This window comes from Pseudonocardia sp. (assembly GCF_050250275.1).
GTDB lineage: Bacteria > Actinomycetota > Actinomycetes > Mycobacteriales > Pseudonocardiaceae > Pseudonocardia.
In genome coordinates, this window is record NZ_JBFWOY010000016.1 from 89,569 (window position 1) to 116,379 (window position 26,811).

The 26,811-nt window shown below is 73.7% G+C and carries 30 protein-coding genes; 26 read left to right on the top strand and 4 right to left on the bottom strand.

Annotated elements, in window-relative coordinates:
• Positions 1-9: 9 nt before the first annotated feature.
• The 20 genes from AB7F12_RS16125 to AB7F12_RS16220 all read left to right on the top strand — a co-directional run bounded on the left by AB7F12_RS16125 (position 10) and on the right by AB7F12_RS16220 (position 19,963).
• The gene (locus AB7F12_RS16125) at positions 10-915 is read left to right on the top strand and encodes an acetaldehyde dehydrogenase (acetylating) (protein ID WP_428500193.1); all 906 of its coding nucleotides are present in this window, start codon (positions 10-12) and stop codon (positions 913-915) included.
• Positions 912-1,946 carry a 4-hydroxy-2-oxovalerate aldolase gene (dmpG, locus tag AB7F12_RS16130; RefSeq protein WP_428500194.1) on the top strand — a complete coding sequence of 345 codons (1,035 nt, stop codon included), beginning with the start codon at positions 912-914 and terminating at the stop codon, positions 1,944-1,946. The genes AB7F12_RS16125 and dmpG overlap by 4 nt, the downstream gene beginning before the upstream one ends.
• A gap of 287 nt (positions 1,947-2,233) precedes the next feature.
• Positions 2,234-4,255: an FAD-dependent oxidoreductase gene (locus tag AB7F12_RS16135; RefSeq protein ID WP_428500195.1), complete on the top strand. Its 2,022-nt coding sequence runs from the start codon at positions 2,234-2,236 to the stop codon at positions 4,253-4,255.
• A gap of 70 nt (positions 4,256-4,325) precedes the next feature.
• The gene (locus AB7F12_RS16140; protein WP_428500196.1) at positions 4,326-5,420 is read left to right on the top strand and encodes a class I SAM-dependent methyltransferase; all 1,095 of its coding nucleotides are present in this window, start codon (positions 4,326-4,328) and stop codon (positions 5,418-5,420) included.
• Positions 5,417-5,728, top strand: coding sequence for a hypothetical protein (locus AB7F12_RS16145; protein WP_428500197.1), 312 nt, complete (start codon positions 5,417-5,419; stop codon positions 5,726-5,728). The genes AB7F12_RS16140 and AB7F12_RS16145 overlap by 4 nt, the downstream gene beginning before the upstream one ends.
• Entirely contained in the window at positions 5,728-6,141 is a 414-nt protein-coding gene (locus AB7F12_RS16150) for a hypothetical protein (protein WP_428500198.1), read from the top strand. The genes AB7F12_RS16145 and AB7F12_RS16150 overlap by 1 nt, the downstream gene beginning before the upstream one ends.
• A complete protein-coding gene (locus AB7F12_RS16155) occupies positions 6,138-7,259 on the top strand; it encodes an ABC transporter substrate-binding protein (RefSeq protein WP_428500199.1) in 1,122 nt (373 codons plus the stop codon). Before AB7F12_RS16150 ends, AB7F12_RS16155 begins: the two co-directional genes overlap by 4 nt.
• Before the next feature lie 47 nt (positions 7,260-7,306).
• Complete coding sequence (locus AB7F12_RS16160) at positions 7,307-8,137, top strand: ABC transporter ATP-binding protein (protein ID WP_428500200.1); 831 nt, start codon at positions 7,307-7,309, stop codon at positions 8,135-8,137.
• Positions 8,138-8,167: 30 nt separating this feature from the next.
• A complete protein-coding gene (locus tag AB7F12_RS16165; protein ID WP_428500201.1) occupies positions 8,168-9,043 on the top strand; it encodes an ABC transporter permease in 876 nt (291 codons plus the stop codon).
• Positions 9,040-9,789: an SDR family NAD(P)-dependent oxidoreductase gene (locus AB7F12_RS16170; protein WP_428500202.1), complete on the top strand. Its 750-nt coding sequence runs from the start codon at positions 9,040-9,042 to the stop codon at positions 9,787-9,789. The genes AB7F12_RS16165 and AB7F12_RS16170 overlap by 4 nt, the downstream gene beginning before the upstream one ends.
• Before the next feature lie 66 nt (positions 9,790-9,855).
• Positions 9,856-11,256, top strand: coding sequence for a M20/M25/M40 family metallo-hydrolase (locus tag AB7F12_RS16175; RefSeq protein WP_428500203.1), 1,401 nt, complete (start codon positions 9,856-9,858; stop codon positions 11,254-11,256).
• Positions 11,253-12,083, top strand: coding sequence for an alpha/beta fold hydrolase (locus AB7F12_RS16180; protein ID WP_428500204.1), 831 nt, complete (start codon positions 11,253-11,255; stop codon positions 12,081-12,083). The genes AB7F12_RS16175 and AB7F12_RS16180 overlap by 4 nt, the downstream gene beginning before the upstream one ends.
• Before the next feature lie 193 nt (positions 12,084-12,276).
• Positions 12,277-13,113, top strand: coding sequence for an IclR family transcriptional regulator (locus AB7F12_RS16185; protein WP_428500205.1), 837 nt, complete (start codon positions 12,277-12,279; stop codon positions 13,111-13,113).
• Positions 13,110-14,381: a CaiB/BaiF CoA transferase family protein gene (locus AB7F12_RS16190; protein WP_428500206.1), complete on the top strand. Its 1,272-nt coding sequence runs from the start codon at positions 13,110-13,112 to the stop codon at positions 14,379-14,381. Before AB7F12_RS16185 ends, AB7F12_RS16190 begins: the two co-directional genes overlap by 4 nt.
• 27 nt (positions 14,382-14,408) lie before the next feature.
• Positions 14,409-15,251 carry a cyclase family protein gene (locus AB7F12_RS16195; protein ID WP_428500207.1) on the top strand — a complete coding sequence of 281 codons (843 nt, stop codon included), beginning with the start codon at positions 14,409-14,411 and terminating at the stop codon, positions 15,249-15,251.
• The gene (locus tag AB7F12_RS16200; RefSeq protein WP_428517954.1) at positions 15,244-16,716 is read left to right on the top strand and encodes an MmgE/PrpD family protein; all 1,473 of its coding nucleotides are present in this window, start codon (positions 15,244-15,246) and stop codon (positions 16,714-16,716) included. The genes AB7F12_RS16195 and AB7F12_RS16200 overlap by 8 nt, the downstream gene beginning before the upstream one ends.
• Positions 16,717-16,719: 3 nt before the next feature.
• Positions 16,720-18,186, top strand: coding sequence for a dihydroorotase (locus AB7F12_RS16205; protein ID WP_428500209.1), 1,467 nt, complete (start codon positions 16,720-16,722; stop codon positions 18,184-18,186).
• Between the two features lie 5 nt (positions 18,187-18,191).
• Positions 18,192-19,037, top strand: a complete 846-nt coding sequence (locus AB7F12_RS16210; RefSeq protein ID WP_428500210.1) for an HpcH/HpaI aldolase/citrate lyase family protein — start codon at positions 18,192-18,194, stop codon at positions 19,035-19,037.
• 75 nt (positions 19,038-19,112) lie between these two features.
• Positions 19,113-19,496: a hypothetical protein gene (locus AB7F12_RS16215; RefSeq protein ID WP_428500211.1), complete on the top strand. Its 384-nt coding sequence runs from the start codon at positions 19,113-19,115 to the stop codon at positions 19,494-19,496.
• A gap of 44 nt (positions 19,497-19,540) precedes the next feature.
• Positions 19,541-19,963, top strand: coding sequence for a VOC family protein (locus AB7F12_RS16220; protein ID WP_428500212.1), 423 nt, complete (start codon positions 19,541-19,543; stop codon positions 19,961-19,963).
• Between the two features lie 3 nt (positions 19,964-19,966).
• On the opposite strand, the gene AB7F12_RS16225 is transcribed toward AB7F12_RS16220, so the two are convergent.
• Together AB7F12_RS16225 and AB7F12_RS16230 are read right to left on the bottom strand one after the other, a co-directional pair.
• On the bottom strand, positions 19,967-20,512 hold the full coding sequence (locus AB7F12_RS16225) for a nitroreductase family protein (protein WP_428500213.1): 546 nt from the start codon (positions 20,510-20,512) through the stop codon (positions 19,967-19,969).
• Positions 20,509-20,838, bottom strand: coding sequence for a DUF6092 family protein (locus AB7F12_RS16230; protein ID WP_428500214.1), 330 nt, complete (start codon positions 20,836-20,838; stop codon positions 20,509-20,511). Before AB7F12_RS16230 ends, AB7F12_RS16225 begins: the two co-directional genes overlap by 4 nt.
• A gap of 325 nt (positions 20,839-21,163) precedes the next feature.
• On the opposite strand from AB7F12_RS16230, the gene AB7F12_RS16235 reads away from it, so the two are divergent.
• From AB7F12_RS16235 to AB7F12_RS16260, 6 genes are all read left to right on the top strand, one after another.
• The gene (locus AB7F12_RS16235) at positions 21,164-22,189 is read left to right on the top strand and encodes a Rieske (2Fe-2S) protein (RefSeq protein ID WP_428516705.1); all 1,026 of its coding nucleotides are present in this window, start codon (positions 21,164-21,166) and stop codon (positions 22,187-22,189) included.
• Between the two features lie 9 nt (positions 22,190-22,198).
• On the top strand, positions 22,199-22,555 hold the full coding sequence (locus AB7F12_RS16240; RefSeq protein WP_428500216.1) for a Rieske (2Fe-2S) protein: 357 nt from the start codon (positions 22,199-22,201) through the stop codon (positions 22,553-22,555).
• A 62-nt stretch (positions 22,556-22,617) separates the two neighbouring features.
• Positions 22,618-23,049: a PPOX class F420-dependent oxidoreductase gene (locus tag AB7F12_RS16245; RefSeq protein ID WP_428500217.1), complete on the top strand. Its 432-nt coding sequence runs from the start codon at positions 22,618-22,620 to the stop codon at positions 23,047-23,049.
• A gap of 109 nt (positions 23,050-23,158) precedes the next feature.
• Positions 23,159-24,025 (top strand): alpha/beta hydrolase, encoded by an 867-nt coding sequence (locus AB7F12_RS16250; protein ID WP_428516707.1) that lies wholly within the window; start codon positions 23,159-23,161, stop codon positions 24,023-24,025.
• Positions 24,026-24,159: 134 nt separating this feature from the next.
• Complete coding sequence (locus tag AB7F12_RS16255) at positions 24,160-24,420, top strand: hypothetical protein (RefSeq protein ID WP_428500973.1); 261 nt, start codon at positions 24,160-24,162, stop codon at positions 24,418-24,420.
• Positions 24,421-24,642: 222 nt separating this feature from the next.
• Complete coding sequence (locus AB7F12_RS16260) at positions 24,643-25,323, top strand: L,D-transpeptidase (protein WP_428500972.1); 681 nt, start codon at positions 24,643-24,645, stop codon at positions 25,321-25,323.
• A 114-nt stretch (positions 25,324-25,437) separates the two neighbouring features.
• On the opposite strand, the gene AB7F12_RS16265 is transcribed toward AB7F12_RS16260, so the two are convergent.
• A complete protein-coding gene (locus AB7F12_RS16265) occupies positions 25,438-25,581 on the bottom strand; it encodes a hypothetical protein (RefSeq protein ID WP_428500971.1) in 144 nt (47 codons plus the stop codon).
• Between the two features lie 154 nt (positions 25,582-25,735).
• The gene (locus AB7F12_RS16270) at positions 25,736-26,617 is read right to left on the bottom strand and encodes a manganese catalase family protein (RefSeq protein WP_428500970.1); all 882 of its coding nucleotides are present in this window, start codon (positions 26,615-26,617) and stop codon (positions 25,736-25,738) included.
• Between the last annotated feature and the right edge of the window lie 194 nt (positions 26,618-26,811).

The following is a 26,811-nucleotide window of genomic DNA, read 5'->3' on the forward strand; positions in this document are numbered from 1 at the left end:
GTCCAGCACATGGACACCCCCAAGGTGCCGGTCGCCATCGTGGGGCCCGGCCACATCGGCACCGACCTCCTGGTCAAGCTGCAGCGCAGCGACGTGCTCGACCTGCGCTACGTCGCCGGCATCGTCGAGTCCGACGGACTGACCCGGGCCCGCGAGGCCGGCGTCGAGGCCTCCGCGGGTGGCGTCGACTGGCTGCTGGCACAGGACCCGTTGCCCCGCATCGTCTTCGAGGCGACCTCGGCCAAGGCCCACGCCGCCAACGCGCCGCGCTACGAGGCCGCCGGCATCCGCGCCGTCGACCTCACCCCCGCCCACCTCGGCCCGATGGTCTGCCCGGCCGTCAACGGCGCGGACCACCTCGACGCCGTGAACGTCTCCATGATCACCTGCGGCGGACAGGCGACCATCCCGATGGTCGCGGCCGTCTCGCGGGTGACGCCCGTGCCGTACGCGGAGATCGTCGCGTCGATCGCGTCGCGGTCGGCCGGCCCGGGGACCCGCGCCAACATCGACGAGTTCACCCACACCACCGGCGGTGCGGTCGCCGAGGTCGGCGGGGCGGTGCGCGGCAAGGCGATCATCGTCCTCAACCCGGTCGAACCGCCGATGATCATGCGCGACACCGTCTACTGCATGATCGGTGCCGACGCCGACCGCGCCGCGATCACCGCCTCGGTGCACGACATGGTCCTGCGGGTCCAGGAGTACGTGCCGGGGTACACGCTGCGCGCCGAGCCGCAGTTCGACGAGCCCACCGACGAGTGGGGCGGGCACGCCCGCGTCGCCGTCTTCCTGGAGGTCAAGGGCAACGGCGACCACCTGCCGCCCTATGCGGGCAACCTCGACATCATGACCGCGGCCGCGGCGCGCACCGGCGAGCTGATGGCCCGCGCCGAGCTGGGAGCACTCGCATGAGCAAGCCCGCCCTCCGCAACGACGTCCGGATCATCGACACCACCCTGCGCGACGGCAGCCACGCGATGGCGCACCGCTTCACCGAGACCCAGGTGCGCGACACGGTCCGGGCCCTCGACGCGGCCGGCGTCGAGTGGATCGAGGTGTCGCACGGCGACGGCGTCGGCGGCTCGTCGTTCAACTACGGGTTCTCCGGCACCGACGAGATGACGCTGATCGCGGCGGCCCGCGAGGAGGCCCGGCAGGCGCGGATCGCCGTGCTGCTCGTGCCCGGCATCGGGACCGTCGACGACCTCAGGCGCGCCCACGACGCGGGCGCGGAGATGGTGCGCGTCGCGACGCACTGCACCGAGGCCGACGTCTCCCCGCAGCACTTCGCGGCCGCCCGCGAGCTGGGCATGGAGACGGTGGGGTTCCTGATGATGGCCCACCGCACCGACCCGGCCGACCTCGCGAAGCAGGCCCGGATCATGGTCGACGCCGGGTGCGAGTGCCCGTACGTCACCGACTCCGCGGGCGCCCTGCTGATGCACGAGGCGAAGGCGCGCTTCGAGGCGCTGCTCGACGAGGTGGGCGACGAGGCGCTCGTCGGCTACCACGGCCACCAGAACCTCTCGATGGGCGTCGCGAACTCGGTGATCGCCTACGAGACCGGCGTCCGGTCGATCGACGGGTCGCTGTGCGCGCTGGGCGCGGGCTCGGGCAACTCCCCCACCGAGGTGCTCGCCGCGGTGTTCGACCGCCTCGGCATCGACGCCGGTGTCGACGCGGGCCTGCTGCTCGACGCGGCCGAGGACGTCGTGCGGCCGTACCTGACCCGCTGGCCGAAGATGGACCGCAACGCTGTCGTGCAGGGCTGGGCCGGGGTGTACTCGTCGTTCCTGTTGCACGCCGAGCGGGCCGCCGAGCGCTACAAGGTCCCGGCCCACGAGATCCTGCGCCGCTGCGGCGAGCTGGGCTACGTCGGCGGCCAGGAGGACATGATCATCGACGTCGCGATCACGCTGGCCGCGGACCGCGACGGCGCCTGACCGCACCCGCCCGGCCAACCCGCCCGAGGGCCTCCGCCGCCGGGTTGGGCACCGGGTTGCTCCGAGATCGACCGGAGCGGCCCGATGCCGGACCCGGCGGTTCCGGCTGTCCGGGCTCCCGTGTGCCGGGGGGCGGCTCCACACGGTCCGCCGAAGATCGCCGCTGCTCGCAGCGTTGCGCCGGGCGAAACCTGACCCTTACACCCGAATCGTTGACTTCTGAAGGACACACCCATACGTTCCTCTGATCGGAATGCCGTACGGCTGACCGGAACAGGGAGACTGCGATGGGGCAAGTCGACGTGGTGCTGGCGCCGGTCGAGGTCGGCGGCCTCACCCTGCGGAACCGCGTCGTCGTCCCCGGCCACACCACCAACTTCGGGCACGCCAACCTCCCCACGCCGCGACACGTCGCCTACCACCGCGAGCGGGCCCGCGGAGGGGCCGGCCTGATCGTCACCGAGGCCGTCCGGGTGCACCCGACGAGCGCGGGCCGCCACATCAGCCTCGGCAGCTTCGACGACACGTCGATCCCCGCGTTCGCCGCCATCGCCGAGGCCGTGCAGGGCGAGGGGGCCGCACTCTTCGCCCAGATCATGCACGCCGGCCGGCAGGCCAACGGCGACGCGACACGCACCGTCGCCTGGTCGGCCTCGCCGCTGCGGTGGACCTCAGGAGCAGCGGTCCCCCGGGCGATGGGCCGCCGCGACCTCGACACGGTCGTCGATGCGTTCGGCGCCACCGCCACCCGGATGCAGCTCGCGGGACTCGACGGCATCGAGGTCCACCTCGGCCACGGACACCTGCTACAGCAGTACCTCTCCCCCGTGACCAACCTGCGCGACGACGCGTACGGCGGGTCGCTCGACAACCGGCTGCGGCTGACCCGGCGGGTGCTCGAGACGGTCGGCGCCGCCACGGACCTGCCCGTCGGCATCCGGGTCAGCGCCGACGAGTTCCTCCCCGGCGGGCTCGACGTGGCCCAGACCATCGAGATCGTCGGCCTGCTGCGCGAGGAGTTCCCCCTCGCCTACGTGCACGTCAGCCACTCCGCCTACCACGGCAGCTGGTCGCTGGCGACGCAGATGGCCGACATGAGCTTCGGGCACGCCCCGTTCCGCCACCACGCCGGAGCCTTCCGCCGCGCCCTGCCCGGACTGCCCGTCATCGCCGTCTGCCGGCTCGACACCCTCGGCGAGGCCGCCGAGCTGGTCGAGCAGGGCGAGGCCGACCTGGTGGCGCTGGCCCGCCCGCACATCGCCGACCCCCACCTGGTGCGCAAGGTCGCCGAGGGCCGGGCCCACGAGGTCCGCAACTGCCTGGCCTGCAACCAGGGCTGCATCGCCCGGGTCGAGCTCAGCCTGCCGATCTCCTGCGTCGTCAACCCCGAGGTCGGTGCCGAGGCCGAATGGGAAGGCCACCGCGCCCGCACCGCGACGGTCCCCGCGCGGCGGGTGCTCGTCGTCGGTGGTGGCCCCGCCGGGATGGAGGCCGCCCTGTCGGCCCGCCGCGCCGGGCACGACGTGCGGCTGGTCGAGGCGGCGCCCCGACTGGGCGGCCAGATCGTCGCCGCCGCCCGCGTCGGCGGCCGGGAACGCCTCGGGCTGCTGGTGACCGACGCGGAGCGCGCGGTACGCGAGGCCGGCGTCGAGATCGTGACCGGACACCGGGTGACCCCCGACGAGGTGCTCACCGGTGGATGGGACGACGTCGTCGTGGCCACCGGGTCGCGGCCCGCGCGCCGGGAGCTGCCCGGCGGCCCGCGGGTCGTCGACCTGTGGGAGGCCGTCGACCTCGCCGAGGCCGACGAGCCCGTCACCGGCACGGTCGTCGTCCTCGACGACGACGGCGGCTGGCCCGCGGCCTCGCTCGCCGAGCGGTTCGCCCGCCGCGGCGCCGAGGTGCACCTGGTGTCACCGTCCGCGGCGCTCAGCCCGAAGATCACGACGTACTCGCGGCTCGCGCTCGTCCCGCGGCTGGCCGAGGCCGGGGTGCACGTCCACCTCATGTGCAGCCCGGCAGGCGCCGGGCCCGACGCCGTCGAGCTCGTCACGTCGGTCGGGGGCGACCGGATCCGCGTCGACAAGGTCACCGTGGTCGTCGACGCGGGCACCGGCGTCGCCGACGACGCACTGCACCGTGCCCTCGACACGGCCCTCGCCGGACGCGCCGGTCCGCGGCTGCACCTCGCCGGGGACGCCAACTCGCCCCGGACCGCACTCGAGGCCGTCTACGAGGGCCGGCTCGCCGGGGCCGTCCACACGACGGTGCCCGACCCCGACCCGTTCCTGCTCGCGCTCACCCGCTGACCGCATGCCCGACCGACGACACCCCACCGATCCGCCGGCAGCCGCCCGGCCGAGACCCGGAGGTTCATCCGTGCTCGACATCGAGGAACGACTGACGCTCGACGAGCGCTCAGCCGTGGACTTCGTGCTCAGCCTGCGCAAACGCTGGTCCGACACGATCTACCCCGCCCTCGTCGAGGAGTTCGCCGCAACAGGGGCCGACCCGGCGACCGCCGGTGACGCCGACGCCGCGCTGCACGACCTGCCGCTCTACCCGTGGTTCAGCCACCTCGAGCGGGCGCAGCAGAAAATGCTGTGGAGGATCGCCGGCGACGCGGTGATCAGCCGCCGCGAGGAGCTGCTGGGCCAGCTGCACGACACACCCGCCGGCAGCGGGCGCCTGCAGCTCGACCCCGACCTCGACCTGCCCGACTGGTACACCGACTACGACATCCACGTGCAGCCCGGCGGGGTGTTCTCCGACGACCTGTCGGCCTACGTCTACGAGTTCGGCGCGCGGATCGTCATGCTGCGCGACAACGACGGCTACAAGTTCCACCAGCTGTTCGCGACGACGGCGCTCCCCGAGCTGCCCGCGGCCACCCGGGTGCTCGACATGGGCTGCGGCTTCGGCAAGAGCACCCGCCCCCTCGCGCTGCGCTACCCGACCGCCGAGGTCATCGGCGTCGACCTGGCCGCGCCGAACCTGCGGCTGGCCCACGCCGAGGGCGCCGACGCCGGCATCGCGGTCGACTACCGCCAGGCCGACGCCCGCGCCACCGGCGTCGAGGACGGGACGTGCGACGTCGTCACCGGCACGATGCTGCTGCACGAGATGCCGGCGACGGTCATCGAGGAGACCATCGCCGAGGCCGCGCGGGTGGTGAAGCCCGGCGGCACCGTCGCGTTCCTGGAGTTCCAGCCGACCGGCCACGCCCTGCGCGACGTGACGATCGTCGAGCACGCCGAGCGCAACAACGAACCGTTCTTCCACGACCTGTTCGACAACGACCTGGTCGAGATCTGTGCCCGGCACGGGCTCGTCGACGCCCGCTGGACCCCGTTCGACGAACGCCTGGAAGGCATGCGCCCCCAGGGATGGGGACCGCGGCGCGAATGGCACTTCCCGTGGGCGGTGCTGACCGCGACCCGACCGACCGAGACGACCGCCGAGGTGACCGCATGAGCGACGAGTTCGACTACCTGGGCGACCGCCGGATCTCCAAGCTGCTCGACCTCGTCCTGCAGCTCGCGACCGAGGTCCACGTCGGCCGGCAGCGCACCCGCGCGCTGGAGGCGCTGCTCGTCCGGTCCGGCACCCTGACCGCCGGCGACCTGGACGCGTTCCGGGCCACCGCCGACGAGGCCGGGACGCTCGACAGTGAGCGCGACGCCTACACCCGCCGGCTCGTCCGGATCATCACCGAGTCCGGCCCGGCCGAGCACCCGCTGCGCGAGCAGTGGGAGGACGCCCTCACCTCGAAGGCCGGCTGATGGACGCCGCGGCCGCGACCGCGACGGTCGACGAGTACCTGACGCTCTGCGAGCAGCGCCGTCTCGACGAGGCGGCCACGCTGCTCGCACCCGGCGCCCGGCTCGTCTTCCCCGGCGGGGTGGTCCACACCGACCTGCCGTCGATGGTGGCGGCAGCGGCGGGTCGATATCTGCAGGTGGGTAAACCGCAGCGGCGCTACCTCGCCGGTGCGGACGGCTCGGGGGCCACCACCGTCACCTGCCTGGGCACGTTGTCCGGGCGGTGGCTCGACGGCACGTCCTTCTCCGGGATCCGTTTCGTCGACGTGTTCGTGTTCGACGGCGACCGCATCGCCGAGCAGCACGTGTTCAACGACCTCTCGATCGCCGCGGCGGACGCGGCGTCCCCCATCCCCCTGGAGACGACCTCATGAACACCGGACGAAAGCTGCTCGGCGCGCTCGCCGCCGGCAGCATCCTCCTGCTGTCCGCCTGTGGTGGCGGCGGCGACAGCGGCGGTGACAGCGGCGGCGGCGCCGCCGCACCGGCGAAGCTCACGATGGCCATCGCCTCGGCCGTCATCGGCCCGAAGGAGGAGGTGGCCGTCTTCGCCGTCGCGCAGAAGATGGGCTACTTCTCCGAGGAGGGCCTCACCGTCGACACCATCAATGCCGACGGCTCGGTCGCGGCCGTGCAGGCCGTGGCCTCGGGCAGCGGCAGCATCACCGCCTCCGACACCGGCTCGCTGCTCGCGGCCGCGCAGAAGAACGTGCCGATCACCACCATCGGCGGCCTCGTGCAGAACTGGCCGTGGCAGATCGCCACCAAGACCGACTCCCCGATCAAGAGCGGCGCCGACCTCAAGGGCAAGCGGCTCGGCGTCATCAGCCTGGCCTCGGGCTCGGCCCCGTACGCCAGGGCGTTCGTCAAGGCCGCGGGGCTGGACCCGCAGACCGACGTCGAGCTCGTCCCGGTCGGCGTCGGCGCCCAGGCCGCGGCGGCGCTCAACGGCGGCCAGGTCGACGCGCTCGCCCTCTACACCCAGGCCTACACCGTCCTCGAGCTCTCGGGCACCAAGCTCGCCTACCTCGACAACCCCGACATCTTCGACGGCATCCGCTCGCTGTCGTGGGCGGTGTCGACCAGCGCGTTCAAGGACAGCCCCGAGACCTACGGCAAGTTCCTGCGCGCCGCCTACAAGGCGATGACGTTCTCGGCCGCGAACCCCGAGGCTGCCATGCGCATCGGCTACCAGGTGTTCCCCCAGATCCTCGGCGGCGCCGACCCGGCCACCCGCATCGCCAACGACACCCAGACCCTCGAGACCTGGATCAAGACGGCCACCCCGCTGTCCGGTGAGCCCGCGTCGTGGAAGGACTGGGGCGCGATCAGCGACGCCGAGTGGGCCAAGACCCAGACCTACACCCAGGAGGCCGGTCAGATCACCGGCCCGGTCCAGCTCGACACCCTCTGGGACCCGTCGCAGCTCGGCACCGCCAACCAGTTCGACGCAGCCGCCGTCGTCAAGCAGGCCGCCGACTACAAGCCCTGATCCCCACACCCACCGACGGGCCGACCCCCGACCATGGAGGACACGCCGTGAGCCTGCGCGCACCCGGCCGGCAGACCAGTCCGGCCACCGCGGCCGAGACCGACACCGACGCGTGGATCCGCGTCGCCGGTCTCGACAAGACCTACCCGGCACGCCGCTCCGAGCCCACGGTCGCGCTCCAGGACATCGACCTGTCGGTGCGCCGCGGCGAGTTCGTCTCGGTGGTCGGCCCGTCGGGGTGTGGGAAGACGACCCTGCTCAAGATCCTCGCCGGCCTCGTCGGCCGGACGGAGGGCGAGGTCGAGATCGCCGGCACCGACGTCCGCGGGCCGCTGCCCGAGATCGGGATGGTGTTCCAGGCGGCGACGCTGCTGCCGTGGCGCACCGTCCGGCAGAACGTCATGGTGCCCGTGGAGGTCCAGGGCCTCGACAAGGAGAAGTTCGGCGCCCGCGCCGACGAGTTGCTCGAGATGGTCGGGCTCGCCGAGTTCGCGAACAGCTACCCCTACGAGCTCTCCGGCGGCATGCAGCAGCGCGCGGGCATCTGCCGCGCGCTGGTGCACGACCCGGCCGTGCTGCTGATGGACGAGCCGTTCGGCGCACTCGACGCCATGACCCGCGAGTACATGAACGTCGAGCTGCTGCGGATCTGGCAGCAGAGCGGCAAGACGATCGTGCTGGTCACGCACTCCATCCCGGAGGCGGTGTTCCTGTCCGACCGGGTCGTCGTGCTCAGCGCGCGGCCCGGCCGGGTCGCCGAGGTCGTCGACGTCGAGCTGGACCGGCCGCGGGAGCTGTCGATCATGTCCAGCGACCGGGCGGGCGTCTACGTCGACCGCATCCGCCGCCACTTCAACGCGACCAGCGTCATCGACTGAGCCCGGCGCGGCTTGGAGAGGAGGACCCTGATGACCACCGCGACCCCCACCGGCGCACCCGTCGCCGGCCCGCCGGGCCCGGCTGCGAAGAAGGCGAAGAAGGCCGCCCGGAAGAAGGGCGGCGGCCGGTTCGACGTCCGCGAACGTCCGGAGCTGCTGCTCGTCCCCGGCGTCTTCGTCGCCCTGATGGCGTTGTGGGAGTTCGTGATCCCACTGTTCGTCGACGACTACGTGCTGCCCGTCCCGTCCCGGATCGTCGAGGCGCTGTGGATGCAGCTCACCGACGCGCTGTTCTGGGGGCACCTGGAGGTGACGCTGCGGGAGTCGCTGCTCGGCTTCCTCATCGGCGTGGGCTCCGCGGTCCTGCTGGGCACCGCGATCTCGCAGGTCCGCCTCGTCGAGAAGACCCTGATGCCGTACGTGGTGGCGTTCCAGACCGTGCCGAAGGTGGCACTCGCGCCGCTGTTCGTCGTCTGGTTCGGCTTCGGCCTGACGAGCAAGGTCGTCATGGCGGCGGTCATCTCGTTCTTCCCGATGCTGATCAACGTGATCGAGGGCCTGCGCGCCGCCGACGCCGACCGCATCCAGATGCTCACGGTGTTCGGCGCGAGCAAGCTGCAGATCTTCCGGATGGTGCGGCTGCCCAGCGCGATGCCGTTCATCTTCGCCGGCCTCGACATCGGCATCGTGTTCGCGATCCTCGGCGCGGTCGTCGGTGAGTTCATCGGCGCCAAGGAGGGCCTGGGGTACCTGCTGCTGCAGACCAACTACAACTTCGACATCGCCGGCATGTTCGCAGTGCTCGTCGTGCTGTCGGTGATGGGCCTGGTCGCGCACTTCCTGATCCGGTTCGCGCAGCGCAAGATCGCGTTCTGGGCCGAGGAGAGCCGGGTGATCACCGCGTGAGCAGGCCCGACCCCAACTCCTTCGCCGGGCGGGTCGCGCTCGTCACCGGCGCGGCGCGCGGCATCGGCGCGACGATCGCGGCGACGCTGGCCGAGCGCGGCGCGACCGTCGCGAGCGCCGACGTGCTGCCCCCCGCGGACTGGAGCAACGACCTCGGCGACCCGCACTCCCGCCACGCACTCGACGTGCGGTCCCAGGAGTCGGCCGACGCCGTCGTCGCGGACGTCCTGGCGCGGCACGGCCGGCTCGACCACGTCGTCAACGGTGCGGGCATCGTCCGTCGCGGCCCCGCCGCGACCATGTCCGACGACGACGTCACCGAGGTGCTCGACGTCAACCTGACCGGCACCTTCCGCGTCTGCCGGGCGGCCCGTGCGGCCCTCGCGCAGACGTCCGGCTCGATCGTCAACATCGGCTCGACCAACGGCCGGATCGCCGTGCTGAACACGCTGGGCTACTGCGTCAGCAAGGCCGGCGTCATGCACATGGCCCGGGTGCTCGCCCTGGAGTGGGCGCCCGACGGCATCCGGGTCAACGCCGTCGGGCCGACGATCGTGGCGACCGACATGACCGCCGACCTGCGCGTCGACGACGCCTACATGACCGAGAAACTGGCGACGATCCCGTTGGGCCGCATGGCCGGCACCCAGGACGTCGCCGACACGGTCAGCTACCTGCTCAGCCCCGCGGCCGGGATGGTCACCGGCCAGACGATCTTCGTCGACGGTGGCGTGACCATTCACTGACCGCCCCTCTCCCCTTCACACCACCTCCCGGAGGATCCAGTGGGCGACGCGCCCGGAAGCACCCAGGTGAGCACGGCCCCGGCACCGACCCGTGCCGACGTCGAAGCGGCGCTCGCCGCCGTCGACGCCCACTTCGACGAGTTCGTCGCCGAGCTGCAGGAGCTGTGCCGGTTCCGCAGCCGCCGCCAGGAACCGGACCAGATGCAGGCGACCGCCGAGTGGCTCGCCGGCGCGGCCCGCCGCCACGGTGCCTCGGCCGAGGTCATCCCGTGGGAGCACTCGCACCCCTACGTGCTCGCCGAGGCCCCCGGCGGCCCGAAGCGGCTGCTGCACTTCACCCACTACGACGTCGAGGTCGAGCCCGCCGGCGACGACTCCGAGTGGGTCAGCGGACCGTACGAGGCGGCGATCCGCGACGGCGCGCTCTACGCCCGCGGGGTGGCCGACGACAAGGGCGCCATCATGTCGCGGCTGCACGCCGTGGCGGCGTGGCGGCTCGCGGGGCTCACCCCGCCGGTGACCAGCGTGTTCATCATGGAGGGCAAGCAGATGCTGCACTCCCCCGGGCTGGGCTCGTTCACCGCCGCACACGCCGACCGGGTCGCCTCCGACGCCGCGCTGTGGGAGAACTCCTGGCGCGACAGCAACGGGCGCCCGCTGCTCAAGCTCGCCGAGAAGGGCGTGCTCTACCTGCGCCTGACCGTGCGCACCCTGCCCCGCGACCTGACCAGCCAGAACACCGCGCTGCTCGCCTCGGCGACGACGCGGCTGGTCGGCGCGATCGCGGGGATGGTCGCCCCCGACGGCACCGTCGCCGTCCCCGGGTTCGCGGACGGCGCCCGCCCCCCGACCGAGGCCGAGCTGGAGCTGCTCGGCGACGTCGAGTTCGACGGTGACTTCCTGCGCCGCCGTGCGGGCGTCGACGGCTTCCTCGGCGGCCTCGACGACCGCGAGGCCGCGGTCGCCATCCGCACCCGGCCGACGATGACCATCGCGAGCCTGGCCGGCGGCGACGACCGCCAGGACGTCACCCTCGGCATCCCGTCGACGGCGTCGGCGAAGGTCGAGGTCCGGCTCGTCGCCGGGCAGGACCCGCAGCAGGTCGTCGACGCGATCCGGGCCCACCTCGACGCGACCGGCTTCTCCGATGTCGCGATCGACGTCATGGCGACCAGCCGGCCCAGCCTCACCGACCACCGTGACCCGTTCGTCGCGCTCGTCGCCGACGCCGCCCGCCGCACCTACGGCAGCGAGCCGGTCATCGAGCCCTACACGCAGTGGATCGGCAACCAGGGGGTGCTCGCCGACCGGCCGATCGTCGGGGTCGGGGTATCGCGCGCCGACTCCGGGGTCGACGGGCCCAACGAGCAGATCCTGCTCGAGGACTACCGGGCCGGGATCAAGCACGTCATCGAGGTCATGGCCGCGATGGCGGTGCCCGACGGCACCACCGGGGGGTCGGCGTGAGGAGCCTGGGAGGCCGCGCGCGCCGCGGCTACGTGGACCTGCCGTGGGGACAGGTGCACTACCGCCACGGCGGCGACGCCGACGCGCCCGCGGTGCTGATCCTGCACCAGTCGCCGCTCTCGTCGGCCACCTACGAGGCCGTCGTCGAGCCGCTGGTGAGGCGCGGGCTGCGCGTCGTCGCACCCGACACCCCCGGCTTCGGGATGTCGGACCCGACCCCCGCACCGTGGACCATCCCCGAGTACGCGGCGGCGGTCTGGGCGTTCGCCGACGAGGTGGGGCTCGGCCGGGTGCACCTGCTCGGCCAGCACACCGGTGCCGTGATCGCGGTGGAGGCGGCGTTCGGCAGGCCCGAGCGCGTCGACGGGCTCGTGCTGCAGGGCCTGCCGCTCTACGACGACGCCGAGCGCGACCGGAAGCGGACGGGCTACGCCCCGCCCTACGAGCCGGCCGCGGACGGCAGCCACGTCCGGGTCATCCGGGACCGGGTCACGGGCCTCTACCCGCGCCTGCCCGTCGCCGAGACCGACCGTCAGGTCATCGAGTACCTGCAGACCGGCCCCGACTACGCGACGGCGTACCGGGCGGTGTTCGACCACGTCGTCGACACCGACCGGCTCGACACGTTCCCGGTCCTGCTGCTGCACGGCGGCGACGACCTCGTCGACCGGATGACCCCGCAGGTCACCGCCGCGCTGCCGCACGCGCGGCTGGTCACCATCCCGGGCGGGACCGACTTCGTCGCCGACGAGCAGCCCGAGGCGTTCGCCGACGAGCTGGCCCGCTGGGTGCTGCGCGAGCCCGCGTCCGCGGGCGGTGCCCGGTGACGGCCGCGCCCGACACCGTCGCGGCCTCGCCGTCCACCGGCCACGACGGCCGGTACAGGATCAGCGCGGCGCGGACCGACCTCGTCGACCGCGCCCACGCGGCGCGCCCGCGCTCCACCGCGCCGCGCGGTGGGGGCGCCGGGGCGACGCCCGACGGCCGAGGCGCGCCGTGACGAGGAACGACAGGGGGGACATGCACGTGTTGTCGACGGGAGGGGACCCGCCGCAGGAGGCCGTCGCGGCCGATGTCGGCTCCCGCTCGGGCCTGGCCCGGGCACTCGGGGTGATCGGCACGCTCGCGGAGCGGGCACCCGAGCCGATGGGGGTCTCGGCGATCTCGCGCGAGCTGGGGCTGTCGAAGACCGTCGCGCACCGCATCCTCAAGGAGCTCGTCGCGCTCGACTTCCTGGCGTTCGACGAGGTCACGAAGGGCTACCGGCTGGGCACGGGTGCGCTGCAGGTCGGGATGGCCGCGCTGCGCGGTCTCGACGTGCCGCGCGTGGCCAGGCCGCACCTGCAGCGGCTGGTCCAGGCGACCGGCGAGACCGCGACGCTCTCGGCCCGCCAGGGGGCGGCGCGGGTCTACATCGACCAGATCCTGTCCCCGCACGAGATCCGGATGTCGGTCACGCTCGGCAGCGCCCACGCGCTGCACGCGGGCTCGTCGTCGAAGGCGATCCTCGCCGCGCTCTCGGACGCCGAGGTCGAGGACTACCTGGACTCGCACGCGCTCGCGGCGGTCACCGGCAACACCATCACCTCGGCCGACGTGCTGCGCGCCGAGCTGTCCGCGATCCGCGAGTGCGGGTACGCCGCGAGCCGCGGCGAGCGCCAGCACGGCGCCGGCAGCGTGGCGGCCGCGGTACTGCTCGCCGACGGCGGCGTGTTCGGCGCGGTGTCGCTGTGCGGGCCCGTCGACCGCTTCGACGCCGAGGTCACCGCCGACTACGGCGAGCGGGTCGTCGCGGCGGCCCACAAGATCAGTCTGGAGCTGGGCTGGCAGCCCGACGGCGTGGTGGACGCGCTGTGAGTGCCCCGACCCCCCAGACGGCCGCGACCCCACGGACGGCCCCGACCCCACCGACGGCCCCGGCCGGCCCGCTCGCCGGCGTCCGTGTCATCGACGCCTCGACCATCCTGGCCGGGCCGCTGTGCGCCCAGATCCTCGGCGACTACGGCGCCGACGTCGTCAAGATCGAGCACCCCGTCGCGGGCGACAGCATGCGCGGGCACGGCCGGTCCAAGGACGGGGTCCCGCTGTGGTGGAAGGAGATCTCCCGCAACAAGCGCACCATCGGGCTGCGCCTGTCCGACCCCGACGGGGCCGCCGTGTTCAAGGACCTCGTGCGCGAGGCCGACGTCGTCGTCGAGAACTTCCGGCCCGGGACCTTCGAGCGCTGGGGCCTGGGCCCCGACGTGCTGCACGAGCTCAACCCGGGCCTGATCCTGGTGCGCGTCACCGGGTTCGGCCAGACCGGGCCCTACGCCGCACGCGCCGGGTTCGGCACCCTGGCCGAGGCGATGAGCGGGTTCGCCCACCTCACCGGGCAGGCCGACGGGCCGCCCACGCTGCCGGCGTTCGGGCTGGCCGACAGCATCGCCGGGATCGCGGCGTCGTCGGCGGTGTCGATGGCGCTCTACGCCCGCGACCACGGCCGGGGCGACGAGCGCGGCCGCGGCCAGGTGATCGACATGAGCCTGCTGGCCCCGATCCTCACCGCGGTCGGGCCCGGCCCGACGGTCTACGACCAGCTCGGCGAGATCGGCACACGCAACGGCAACCGCTCGGTCAACAACGCACCCCGCAACACCTACCGCACCAAGGACGACCGCTGGGTCGCGGTGTCGACGAGTGCGCAGAAGGTCGCCGAACGTGTCCTGCAGCTCGTCGGGCACCCCGAGGTGATCGACGAGCCCTGGTTCGCGACGGGCGCCCGGCGTGCCGAGCACGCCGACCTGCTCGACCGCTACGTCGGCGACTGGATCGCCGCCCGCACCCGCGACGAGGTGACCGACGCGTTCGCCGCCGCCGGCGCCGCCGTCGCCCCGATCTACGACGCCCGCGACATCGTGGAGGACCCGCACGTGCGGGAGACCGGGATGATCCGGACCGTCGACGACCCGGACCTCGGGCCGATCGCCATGCACGACGTGATGTGGCGGATGTCGCGCACCCCCGGGTCGATCCGGTTCACCGGGCGCCCGCCGGGTGCCGACACCGACGAGCTGCTCGTGCACGAGCTGGGGATGGACCCGGCCGCCGTCGCCGAGCTGCGGGACCGCGGCGTCGTCGCCTGACACCGCGTCCAGGAACGGAGAGGACCCATGACCCCCACGACGACCGAGCGCGTCGACCCGCTGCTCGCCGCACTCGCCGCCGGTGTGACCGTGCACGACCTGGGCCGGCCGCTGACCATCGGCATGCCGCAGTCGCCGAACCACCCGCCGTACTGGCACACCCTCCCGCGCCGCCACGGCGACCGGGTCCGTCCCGACGGCGCCTCGGCCGCCAACGACATGATCACGATGGGCACGCACGTCGGCACGCACATCGACGCGCTCTCCCACGTCTCCCAGGACGGGCGGCTCCACGACGGGTCCGACGCGCTCGAGGCGGGCGTCGGCGGCCTCTACACCGACCTCGGGGCGCACACCATCGCGCCCATCGTGTGCCGCGGGATCCTGCTCGACGTCCCCGCGACACTGGGCCTGCCGCACTGCGCCGACGGCTACGAGATCACCCCCGCCGACCTCGACGCGACCGTCGACCGGCAGGGCACAGTGCCCGCCGCGGGCGACGTCGTGCTGGTCCGCAGCGGCTGGGGGCGCCACTTCGCCGACCCCGACCCGCGCACCTACGTGGGGCACGACTCCGGCGTCCCCGGGGTCTCCGAGGCCGGCGCGCGGTGGCTCGCCGAGCGCGGGGCGCACGCCGCCGGCGCCGACACCATCGCCTTCGAACGGCTCGCCCCCGGCGCCGGGCACGCCGTGCTGCCCGCCCACCGGGTCCTGCTGGTCGAGGCCGGCATCTACATCATCGAGGCCCTCGCGCTCGACGACCTCGCCGCCGCCGGCGTCCACGAATTCCTGTTCGTGCTCAGCCCGCTGCCGCTGTTCGGCGCGACCGGGTCGCCCGCCCGCCCCCTCGCGGTGGTGTCCCGTGCCTGAGAGCACCCTCGCCGAACACCTCGCGGCGTTCGCCGCGAAGTCCACCCAGAGCCCGCTGCCCCACGAGGTCACCGCGAGCGTCGGGCGCCGCGTCCTGGACGTCCTCGGGCTCTGCGTCGCCGCCCTCCCGCTGCCGACGAGCCGCGCGGCGCTCGACCACGTCGCCGAGCAGGGCGGTGCCCCGCAGGCGCACGCGATCGGACTGCCCACCGCGATCCCTGCGGCGTGGGCGGCGTTCGCCAACGGCGTGACCGCCCACTCGCTCGACTACGACGACACCCACCTGCCGTCGGTGCTGCACCCCAGCGCCGCTGTCGTCCCGGCCGCGCTCGCCGCCGCGGAGTACGCGGGCGCATCGGGTGCCCGGACGGTCGCGGCGATCGCCGTCGGCCTGGAGATCACCGTGCGGCTCGGCATGGCCGGCTACGACGAGCGCCTGGGCAACTCCGTGTTCTTCGAGCACGGCCAGCACGCGACGTCGATCTGCGGGGCGATGGGCGGCGCGGCCGCGGCGGCGCTGCTGCTCGACCTCGGGGAGGACGGGGTCCGCGACGCGCTGGGCGTCACCGCCTCGATGGCGTCCGGGCTGATCGAGGCCAACCGCACCGGCGGCACCGTGAAGCGGGTGCACTGCGGGTGGGCGGCGCACTCGGCCGTCACGGCGGCGCAGCTGGTCCGCCGCGGGTTCACGGGCCCGCCCACGGTCCTGGAGGGCCGCTTCGGGTTCTTCGAGGCGTTCCTGCGCGGCGAGGCCCACGCGGCCGCGGTCACCGGCGGGCTCGGCGAGCGGTGGGCGGTGCCGGGGATTTTCTTCAAGCCCTACCCGGCCAACCACTTCACCCACACCGCCGTCGACGCGGCCGCCCGGCTGCGCGAACGCGGTGTCCGGCCCGGCGAGGTCACCTCGGCGACCCTGGGCGTGCCCGGCGCGGTGATCCGCACCATCGGCGAGCCGATCGAGACCAAGCGCGCGCCCGTCACCGGCTACCAGGCGCAGTTCTCCGGCCCCTACGCCGTCGCCGTCGGCCTGTTCGGCGGCGGCGGGCTCGGCGCCGCGCTCGGCGACTACACCGACGCGCTCGCCCGCGACCCGCAGCGGCGGGCGCTGATGGCGAAGGTCGACGTCGTCGCCGACGCGCGGTGCGACGCGGTCTTCCCCCACCAGTTCCCGGCGGTCCTGACCGTCACCACCGCCGACGGCCGGGAGTGGACCGAGGAGGTCCTCACCAACCGCGGCGGCCCCGACCGGCCGCTGACCGACGACGAGCTCGCCCGCAAGTTCCTCGACAACCTCGCGACGACGCTGCCGGCCGACGTGGCCGCCGCCGTCGCCGCCGAGGTCACCGACTCCGTGCTGGCCCTGGCGGCGGCCCACGACCCCCCGGTCGGCGGCCCCCCGCTGGCCCGGCTCACCCCGGCCCGCTCCGACACCGGCTCCGACACCCGCTCCGACTTCGAGGAGTAGCACGTGGCACTCGACCTGCTCATCACGAACGCCGCCGTCGCCGGCCACGACCGGCCCGCACCCGAACGCCTCGACATCGGTGTCCTCGACGGGACGATCGTCCGGCTCGAGCCGGGCATCCCGGTCGAGGACGCGGCGACCGTCGTCGACGCCGCCGGCAAGGTGGCCTTCCCCGGCGTCGTCGACGCCCACCAGCACTGGGGCATCTACAACCCGCTGTCGCAGGACACCGCGATCGAGAGCCGGGCCTGCGCGCAGGGCGGCGTCACCACCGCGCTGAACTACATGCGGACCGGGCAGTACTACCTGAACAAGGGCGGCCCCTACCGCGACTTCTTCCCCGAGGTCCTCGACGCCTCGGCGGGGCGCGCGGTCGTCGACTACGCGTTCCACCTCGCACCGATGATGCGCGAGCATATCGACGAGATCCCGCGCCTGATCGAGGAGTTCGGCGTCACCTCGTTCAAGATCTTCATGTTCTACGGCGGCCACGGGCTGCACGGGCGCTCCGACGACCAGCGCTCGTTCCTGATGACACCCGAGGGCGAGCGCTACGACATCGCCCACTTCGAGTTCGTGATGCGCGGCATCCAGGCCGCCCGCGAGCGCTTCCCCGACCTGGCCGAGGAGATCTCGCTCGGGCTGCACTGCGAGACCGCCGAGATCATGACGGCCTACCAGAAGATCGTCGAGGCCGACGGCTCGCTGACCGGGCTGCGGGCCTACTCCGCGTCGCGCCCGCCGCACTCCGAGGGCCTCGCGGTGTCGATCGCGTCCTACCTGGCGCACGAGACCGGCCTGCCCAAGATCAACCTGCTGCACCTGAGCTCGGCCAAGGCCGTCGACGCCGCGCTGCGCATGGCGGGCGCCTTCCCGCACATCGACTTCCGCCGCGAGGTGACGATCGGGCACCTGCTCGCCGACGTCGACACCGCCTCCGGGATCGGCGCCAAGGTGAACCCGCCGATCCGTCCCCGCGAGGACGTCGAGGCGCTGTGGAGGCACCTGCTCGCCGGCGAGCTCGACTGGGTCGTCTCCGACCACGCCTGCTGCCGCGACGAGCTGAAGTTCGGCGAGCCGCGCGACGACGTGTTCGTCGCGAAGTCCGGGTTCGGCGGCGCCGAGTACCTGCTCGCCGGCCTGTACTCCGAGGGCACCAGGCGCGGGCTGTCGACGCAGCGGATGGCCGAGCTCACCGCGTGGAACCCGGCGCGGCGTTTCGGCCTGCGCACCAAGGGGGCCATCGCCGTCGGGTTCGACGCCGACGTCGCGCTCCTCGACCCAGAGGTGCACTGGACCGTGCGGGCCGCGGACTCGGAGTCGGCGCAGGAGTACACGCCGTTCGAGGGCTTCGAGCTCGACGCCGTCGTCACCGACACCTTCGTGCGCGGCCACCAGGTGCTGGCCGACCGGAAGGTCGTCGGCGACGCGGTCGGCGCATACCTGCACCGTCCGACCGGCCGGAGCTGACCGGCGTGCGGCCGCGCAGCTACCTCTACGTGCCCGGCGACCGGGACGAGCGCTTCGCCCGCGCCGCGGAGCGCGGCGCGGACGCACTCGTCTTCGACCTCGAGGACGCCGTCGCCCCACCGGCGAAGCAGGCGGCCCGGGCCGCGGTCGCGGCACACCTGCGGGCGGCACCGGCCGCCGGTCCCGAGCGATGGGTGCGCGTGAACGCCGACGGGCTCGCCGCCGACGTGGCCGCGGTGACCTGCGCCGCGCTCACCGGCATCCTGCTGCCCAAGGCCACGCCGGAGTCGTTGGGCCGCACCGATTCGTTGCTCCACGACGCGGAGCGCGCCGCCGGTGTGGCGCCGGGGACGGTGCCGGTCGTGCCGGTCGTCGAGACGGCGGCGGGGCTGCTCGGGGTCGCCGTGCTCGCCCGCGGACCGCGGGTACAGCGGCTCGCCATCGGCGAGGCCGACCTCGCCGCCGACCTCGGCCTCCTGCCCGGTCCCGACCGCGCCGAGCTCGCCCCGCACCGGGCGGCGATCGTCGTCGCCTCCGCGGCGGCCGGTCTCGTCGCACCCGTCGCACCCGTCGAGACCGACCTGACGGCCACCGACGACGAGCTCACCGCGACCACCGTGGCGCTGCTGCGCCAAGGGTTCCGGGCGCGCACCGCGGTGCACCCCAAGCAGGTCCCGGTGATCAACGCCGCGTTCACGCCGACCGCCGACGAGCTGGACCGGGCCCGCGCGGTCGTCGAGACCCTCGACGCCGCCCGGTCCGGCATCGCGATCGACCCCCGGACCGGCCGGATGCTCGACGAGGCCGTGGTCCGCTCCGCGCGCGACGTGCTCGCACGCTCCGGGCGGTAGGCTGCGGGACGGGCGCCGGGCGCCCGCTCCCCCGGGGTGAAGAAGCCGCCTCCCGCACTCACACGGAGGCGATCGATGACGCTCGCACCCCACGGATTCCTCGCCATCGAGTCGCCGGCACCCGCCGTGCACCTCGTCCGCATCAGCGGCGGCCTGGATCCCGCGACCGCCAACCGGGTGCTGCGGTTGGTCGACGCCCGCGGCTGCCTCGTCGCCGCGGGCGAGTGCCCGACCCGGCACGTCCTGCTCGACCTGTCCCGGGTGACGGCGCTGGCGCCGGGCACGGTGGCGGTGCTCGACCGGGCCAGGCAGGTCGCCGACACCCACGGGCTGACCGTCGACCTCGTGGGCACGTCGAAACACACCGTCGCACTCAGCGGCCGCGACCGGCACGTGCTGCTGCGGTTCCGCACGTTCCCGTCGGTCGGGGTGGCGCTCGACGAGCTCGGCCGCCCGTGACCGGCCCGGTGGCGGCGGGCCCCGCGCGGGGCCAGGATCCGGCCATGCCGATCCCCGTCAGCGGTTTCTCCCACGTCCGGATCACGGTCACCGACATCGCGCGGTCCCGCCGCTTCTACGACGACGTCCTCGGACTGCCGGTGGCCTTCGAAATGCCCGCCGACGCCGACGAGGCCACCCGCGAGCAGCTGTGGTGGCTCTTCGACGGCGTCGTCTACCAGGTGCCCGGCGGGTTCTTCGGGCTGCGGCCCGTCGCGCCCGCCGGCGACTCCTTCACCGAGAACCGCGCGGGGCTCGACCACCTGAGCTTCGCGGTCCCGTCGCGCGCGGACCTCGACGCCGCCGCCGCGCGGCTCGACGAGCTGGGCGTCGCCCACGACGGCGTCAAGGACATCGGGATCGGCTGCCTGCTGGAGTTCCGCGACCCCGACAACATCGCCCTGGAACTGTGGGCCGACGCCCCCTGAGGGTCAGGCGCCCTCGCGTGGGGCCCACACCGTCAGGTCGCGCCACGTCAGCCGCCTGCCGCGGCGCATCGGGGCGGGACCGCCGGGGGCCGGGTACCCGAGACAGACGAGGAACTCCGGTGTCCAGCCCTGCGGGGTCCCGAGCACCGCTGCGGCGGCGGCCCGGCTGAACGACGTCACCGGCCCGCCGCCCACGCCGAGCGCGTGCGCGGCGAGCAGCAGCGTCGCCGCCGCCGTGCCGACGTCGACCGACAGGCTGTGGGCCTGGCGCGCGAACCCGAAGTCGACGGCGAGCGCCCGGTCCACGCAGACGGCGACGACCGCGACGGGTCGCTGCAGCATCCCCGGTGACACCATGCGCAGCGCCCGCAGCGTGCCGGAGTCGTCACTGGCGACGAACCGCTGCAGGTGCCGGTTGCCGGCGGTCGGCGCCCACCGGCCGGCGTCCAGGATCTGTTCGAGCGTCTGCCTCGGCAGCCGTTGGTCGGTCATCGCGCGGACGACGCGGCGGCTGCGGATCGCCGCCAGCACCGGGTTGTCCCCCGTCACGACGAAGGCCCGCCGCCATAGCGGCGGGCCAGCAGCCCGCCCAGCTGCGCACACAGCTCGTCGAGGCGCGCCACGTACTCCTCCCGGCCCTCCCTCGGCACGGCGAGCTCGGGCATCGGCTCGACGTGGTCACGGGCGAACACCGCCGTCTCGGCCGACGAGCGGGGCCCGAGGAACCCCGCCAGCCGCCGGGCCGCCGTCAACAGCCGTAGCGGGCCGTACTCGGCAGCCTCGTCGACCTGCGTGCGGGCGGCGGTGACCAGGTAGGCGAGTACCTCGAGCGCTTCGTCCTCGTCGAGGACCAGGCGCGGTTCGGGCGGCGGCACGGCAGCTTCTCACTACTCGATGCGAGCCGCCGGCGCCGGCGCCCGGCGCACCGGTGGGCGTCGCCCGCGGCACGGGGACCGGGCTGCGCGGGTCATGGAAGCAGCCGGGCCGCCCGGTGTCGAGGCCGGTGGACCGGACGCGCGCGGTCGCGACGAGACCGTTGCCGGCGGGCCCCGCGGATCCGGACCCGGCCCGGACCAGCGGTGATCGTCAGGGGACCGTCCGATCATCACTGGACGAGAAACACGGTGATGGTGGGCGTGCGCGTGCGATGCGACCATGCGAGACGTCGCGACGGGGCGGCACGAGACGAGCGGAGCAGCGATGTCGAGTTCGGACACACCGGCAGGCGCGCCCGCGCCCGAAGGCGCGTCCCGGCTCACGACGTGGCATCGCGACCTCTTCGCCGCCATCACCGCGTGGCCGTGGCTGCGCGACGCCGACGAGAAGGTCGCTGCCGCCGTCCTGCCCGTGTACGACCGCCACCGCGGCAACCTCGTCGTCGAGCTCATGCACGGCGGCCGGTGGGCCGGGCACTCGCTGCACGCCGCGCTCAGCGACCTGCCCATCGGGTTCTGGGCCGGCTCGGTCGTGCTCGACGTCCTCGGCAAGGACGTCCGCCCCTCCGGCAGCCGGCTCGACCCGGCCGGGGCGCTCAGCGCCGCGGGGATCGCCGCGGCCGCCGCCACCGTCGCGACGGGCGCCACCGACTGGACCGTCAGCGACGGTGAGGACCGCCGCGTCGGGCTCCTGCACGGGATGATGAACCTCGCCGGGACGACGCTGGCCGCGGCGTCGCTCGCCGCGCGGCTCGCCGGGAGACGCCGGCCCGCGCAGGCACTCGGCATGGCGGGCATGGCCGTCACCGCGGCTGCCGGCTACGTCGGCGGGCACCTCGTGCAGGGCCGCGCCGTGATGGTCAACCGGGTCGCCACCACCACCGGGCCCAACCGCTGGGTCAAGGCGATCGAGGAGACCGACCTGCCCGACGGCGCCACCACCGGCGTCACCGTCGAGGGACGGCAGGTCGTGCTGCACCGCTCCGGCGACACCGTCCACGCCCTCGACGACCTGTGCAGCCACGCCGGTGGGCTGCTCAGCCGCGGTGAGGTCGTCGACTGCGTCATCTCCTGCCCGCTGCACGAGTCGCTGTTCGACCTGCGTGACGGGCGCATCGTCCGTGGCCCCGCCCACCATCCCCAGCCCGTGCTGCCCACCCGGATCCGCAACGGCTGGGTCGAGGTGCGCGGCTCCCTGCCCCGGGCGCGCGGGACGAAGGCCGCCGCGGGATCCACGACCGGGCCTGCCGAAGGCCGCACCCGGACACGCAGTGCCCCCACCACCACCTAGGAGGCAGCCATGGCATGGGAAGCGGTCGCGGATCTCGACCAGCTCGAAGAGGGCGACATGATGGTCGTGGAGATGAAGGGCGAGCCGATCTGCGTCGTCCGGCTCTACGAGGACGAGGCCGTCGCCGTCCACAACACCTGCACCCACCAGCAGCAGCCGCTCAACGAGGGCTACCTGCAGGAGGACGACACCCTCATCTGCCCGGCCCACAACTCCTGTTTCGACCTGCGCACGGGCGAGCCCCGCGGGGTGCCCGCGGTCAGCCCGATCCCGGTCTACGCGTGCAAGATCGAGGACGACGCCATCTGGGTCGACCCCGAGCAGCAGCTCAACGACGCCGACATCCCGCACAAGCCGTTCCACTGACCGCGGCGTCCACACGGGCCGGCGGCGGAATACGGGGCAGCACCACGCGGGTTGGCCCGGACATGGCAGCGTCCTCGTTCGACCCGCACGCCCTGCTCGCCGAGAGCCGCATCGGTGTCCTCGCGACGATCAAGTCCGACGGTCGCCCGCAGCTGTCACCGGTGACACCGTTCTACGACCGGTCCGCCGGCGTCGTGCACGTCTCGATGACCGACGGTCGTGCGAAGACGGCGAACCTGCGCCGCGACCCGCGCGCGACGCTGGAGGTGACCAGCGCCGACGGCTGGGGGTGGGCGACGGTCGAGGGCGTCGCCACGCTGGTCGGGCCCGGCAGCGACCCGCACGGTCCCGAGGTCGAGGCGCTCGTCGGCTACTACCGCGCCGCCGCGGGCGAGCACCCCGACTGGGACGAGTACCGCCGGACCATGGTCGAGGACCGCCGCGTTCTCATGACGATGACGGTCGACCACGTGTACGGGGCCCGCATCCGGTAACGCGCCGCCACCCCGGACCCGGCCGCGCCCACCCGCCGGCGAACCGGGAACCCCCGAACCCGGTCCCGGTGCAGCGATGAGTTCCGCCGCGCCCCGCCGTCTGAGCTGTATGACGACACACACCCTCACCACCGCCGAGGCCGACCTCGCCTACGACGTGATCGGCCCGCTGCCCACCGCTGACGGCCGGCCGCCGCTGCTGATGATCGGCCAGCCGATGACCGCGGCGGGCTTCACGACGCTGGCCTCCCACTTCCGCGACCGCACGGTCGTCACCTACGACCCGCGCGGGCTGGGCCGCAGCGTCCGCAAGGACGGCCGCAGCGACCACCGGCCCGAGGTGCAGGCCGAAGACCTCCACCTGCTGGTCCAGGAGCTCGGCGCCGGGCCCGTCGACGTCTTCGGCAGCAGCGGCGGCGCCGTCGTGGGCCTCGCGCTCGTCGCCGCCCACCCCGCCGACGTGCGGACCCTCGTCGCCCACGAGCCGCCCTCGATCCCCGTCCTGCCCGACGCCGAGGCCGCCGAACGCGCCCGCGGTGGCGTCACCGAGATCTACAACGCCAAGGGAGCCGGCTCGGGGATGGCCGCGTTCATCGCCATGACGTCGTGGCAGGGCGAGTACACGCCCGAGTACTTCGCCGCGCCTGCCCCGGACCCGGCGATGTTCGGCATGCCGTCGGAGGACGACGGGTCGCGCGACGACCCGCTGCTCTCCGACGTGTCCTGGGCCGTGAGCAGCTACCGCCCCGACGTCGAGGCCCTGACCGCGGCGCCGACGCGGGTGGTCGTGGGCGTCGGCGAGGAGTCGGCGGGGGTGTTCACCGGCCGCACCTCCGTCGCACTCGCCGCGCAGCTCGGCCTGGAGGCGACGGTCTTCCCGAGCCACCACGGCGGGTTCCTCGGTGGGGAGCACGGCTACGCGGGCAAGCCCGCGGAGTTCGCCGCGACGCTGCGTGAGGTCCTCGACGCCACCTGATCGGACAGCCGCGCCGGGTGCCGGGGTGGGCGCTGGGCGCCGACGACCGGGCCCGGACCGGCCCACGTCGACCGGCGGTGACGACGGGCGCCCGCGGGCATACTGGGAGGCGGCGAATCCGGGAGGAGGGCCCCATGTGGTTGGTGCGCGGCATCGACGAGGAGCACCGGTTCCGCGAGTGGGACGAGGCGGCCGGCTACCACCGGCTGATGGTCGGCGACTGGATCGCCCGCCACGGTGACGACGCCGGCGCGGCCTGCGCGCTCGACCGGCTGGCCGTCGGCCGGAGCTCGACGATCACCTTCCCCATCCCGGGGACGGACGCCACGACGGTGGAGTTCTCGCTGACCTGGGACCGGGCCCGTGCCGGGCTCGAGGTCATCGGGGCCTGCTGACGGGCGACGCCTGCCGCGGACCGTCCGCCCGGTCACCGCACACCCCGCAGCGGGGCCGCGCACACGAACCGCCCATGCCGCCACGATCCGGTGTGAACCAGGCGCAGCTGGGCGACGACGAGCGGTTTTCCGGTGCGGACGCGCAACCCGATCGGGCGAGGGTCGTCTCCCCTTGTATCGGCGGTCGATGTGTTCGACGGCCGGCTCGAGAGGAGAACCGTTGTGAGAAGGCGGCACGCGTACGGTGCGGTCGGGCTCGGGGTCGTCACGGTCGCGACGAGCGTCCTGCTCGCGGGCACCGCGTTCGCGGCGAACACCGCCCCCGATCCGGCGACGGGCGAGTCGGCGGCGACCACGGCCGTCCGGTCCCAGGCGCTCGTCCCGGGCACCCCGTGCTCGGTGACGGCCAAGGCGTGCGTCGATCTCGACTCGCAGCGCGCCTGGCTCATCCAGGACGGCACCGTCGTCCGTGGCCCGGTGAACGTCGCATCGGGCGGGAAGACCGCTCCGACACCGGTCGGGCACGACCTGCACGTCTACCTCAAGGACATCGACCACGTCAGCGGTGAGTCCTTCACCAACGGCGTCGGTGACCCCATGCCCTACAGCGTGTTCTTCGAGGACGGCGGGATCGCCTTCCACGAGGGCAACCCCGAGGCCGCGTCGGGCGGCTGCATCCACCTCGCCGCCGACGACGCCAAGGCCTGGTACGACTACCTGCAGATGGGCGACACCGTGCAGGTCGTGAAGGCGTCCGAGGAGTTCGCGGCGCGCGGCCAGAGCTACGACGGCCCCACCTACGGCTTCGGCGGTGTCCGCGCCTGGGAGGCCGAGCACAGCGGTGACAACGGCTCCGGCGACAACGGCTCCGGCGACAGCGGCTCCGGCTCCGGGGACGGCTGAGCCACCGCGGGCCGGCTGCGCAGCGGCCGCCGGCCCGCGGTCGCCCACCCCGGGGCCGGGCACCCGGAACCGAGGTCGCGCCCGGGCCCGGTCGCGCGGACCCCGCCGCAACGGTCAGGGCGTCCGGGCGGCGCGCCGCCCGAGGACGATGCCCAGGCCGACGAGCACGACCGCGACGACGAGCTGCAGCCGGTCGTCGGCGGCGGTGAGGAGCACGAGCAGGACGCCCCCACCGACCACGGCGGCGACGGTCCGCACCCGCCGACGGGTCCGCGTACCGGCGCGGCCGCCCCTGGGACCTCGCCCAGGCCGGTGGGGACGGACGATGTCGTCGTCGAGCACGGGCTCGTGCTGCCGGCCGAAGGGCGGGATCATCGGGGAACCGGGCCGTACCGGGCGGCGGAGACCACGGCTACTCCTTGTTCAACGCGTCCTGCGCCGCCCCGGCAACCTTCTCCACGGCATTGGGCAGCTCGGTCGTGCCGTAGAAGCGGCTGTCCGGATGCGTGGGCGGGGGCATCGGGACGCTCGTCGTCGGCCCGTCGTGGTAGGTGAACTCACCGTTCCCGTCGGGACTGGGGCCCTTGGCCCAGCGGCCGTCGCCGGCGTGCGCGCCATCGGAGAAGTTGAGGTACTGGTAGGCGACCTCGGTGTGCTCCTGGGACTGCGGGAAGTTGCTCGGCGCGGGCAGCTTCTCGGCGCCCTCCTCCTGCAGCTCCGCGACGGCGGCCAGCCACATGTTCTGGTGCATCGTGTCGCGGGCCAGCAGGAATGCCAGCAGATCGCGCACGCCGGTGTCGTCGGTCATGTGGTAGAGCCGCGCGACCTGGACCCGTCCCTGCATCTCCGCGGCGGCGTTCTGCGAGAAGTCGGCCAGCAGGTTGCCGGAACCGGTGATGTAGGAGCCCTGCCACGGGTTGCCGTTGCTGTCCACGGGCCGGGCGCCCGCACCGGCGACGATCGCGTGCTGGACATCGGTTCCGCCGACGATCGCGGCGACGGTCGGATCGTCCTGCACCGCATCGGAGGTGATGCCCAGCGGCGACTTCTCGAGCAGCTGGGCGATCATGGTCGCGAGCATCTCCACGTGCCCGATCTCCTCGGACGCGATGCCGAAGACCAGGTCGCGGTACTTGCCGGGGATGTGCATGTTCCAGCCCTGGAACATGTACTGCATGGCGATGGTGATCTCGCCGTACTGCCCGCCCAGCACCTCCTGGAGCTTGCGCGCGTACACGGCGTCGGGCTTGTCGGGGGTGGACTTGAACTGCAGCTCTTGGCGGTGCAGGAACACGGACGAACCTCCGGTGTGGGATCGGGTGTGCCGGGATCGCGGCGCGCTGCTGGACCGCTCGGGCGCCGGCGGGACGCGGCGCTCCCATCGCCTGCCCCCGGCACCGGGACCCAAACCCGGTACGGAGGACGAACCGGCCGGCCGCGTGCGAGCGGGGCGGGCGGCGGCGACGACGGGGCCGATCCTTCGACGGA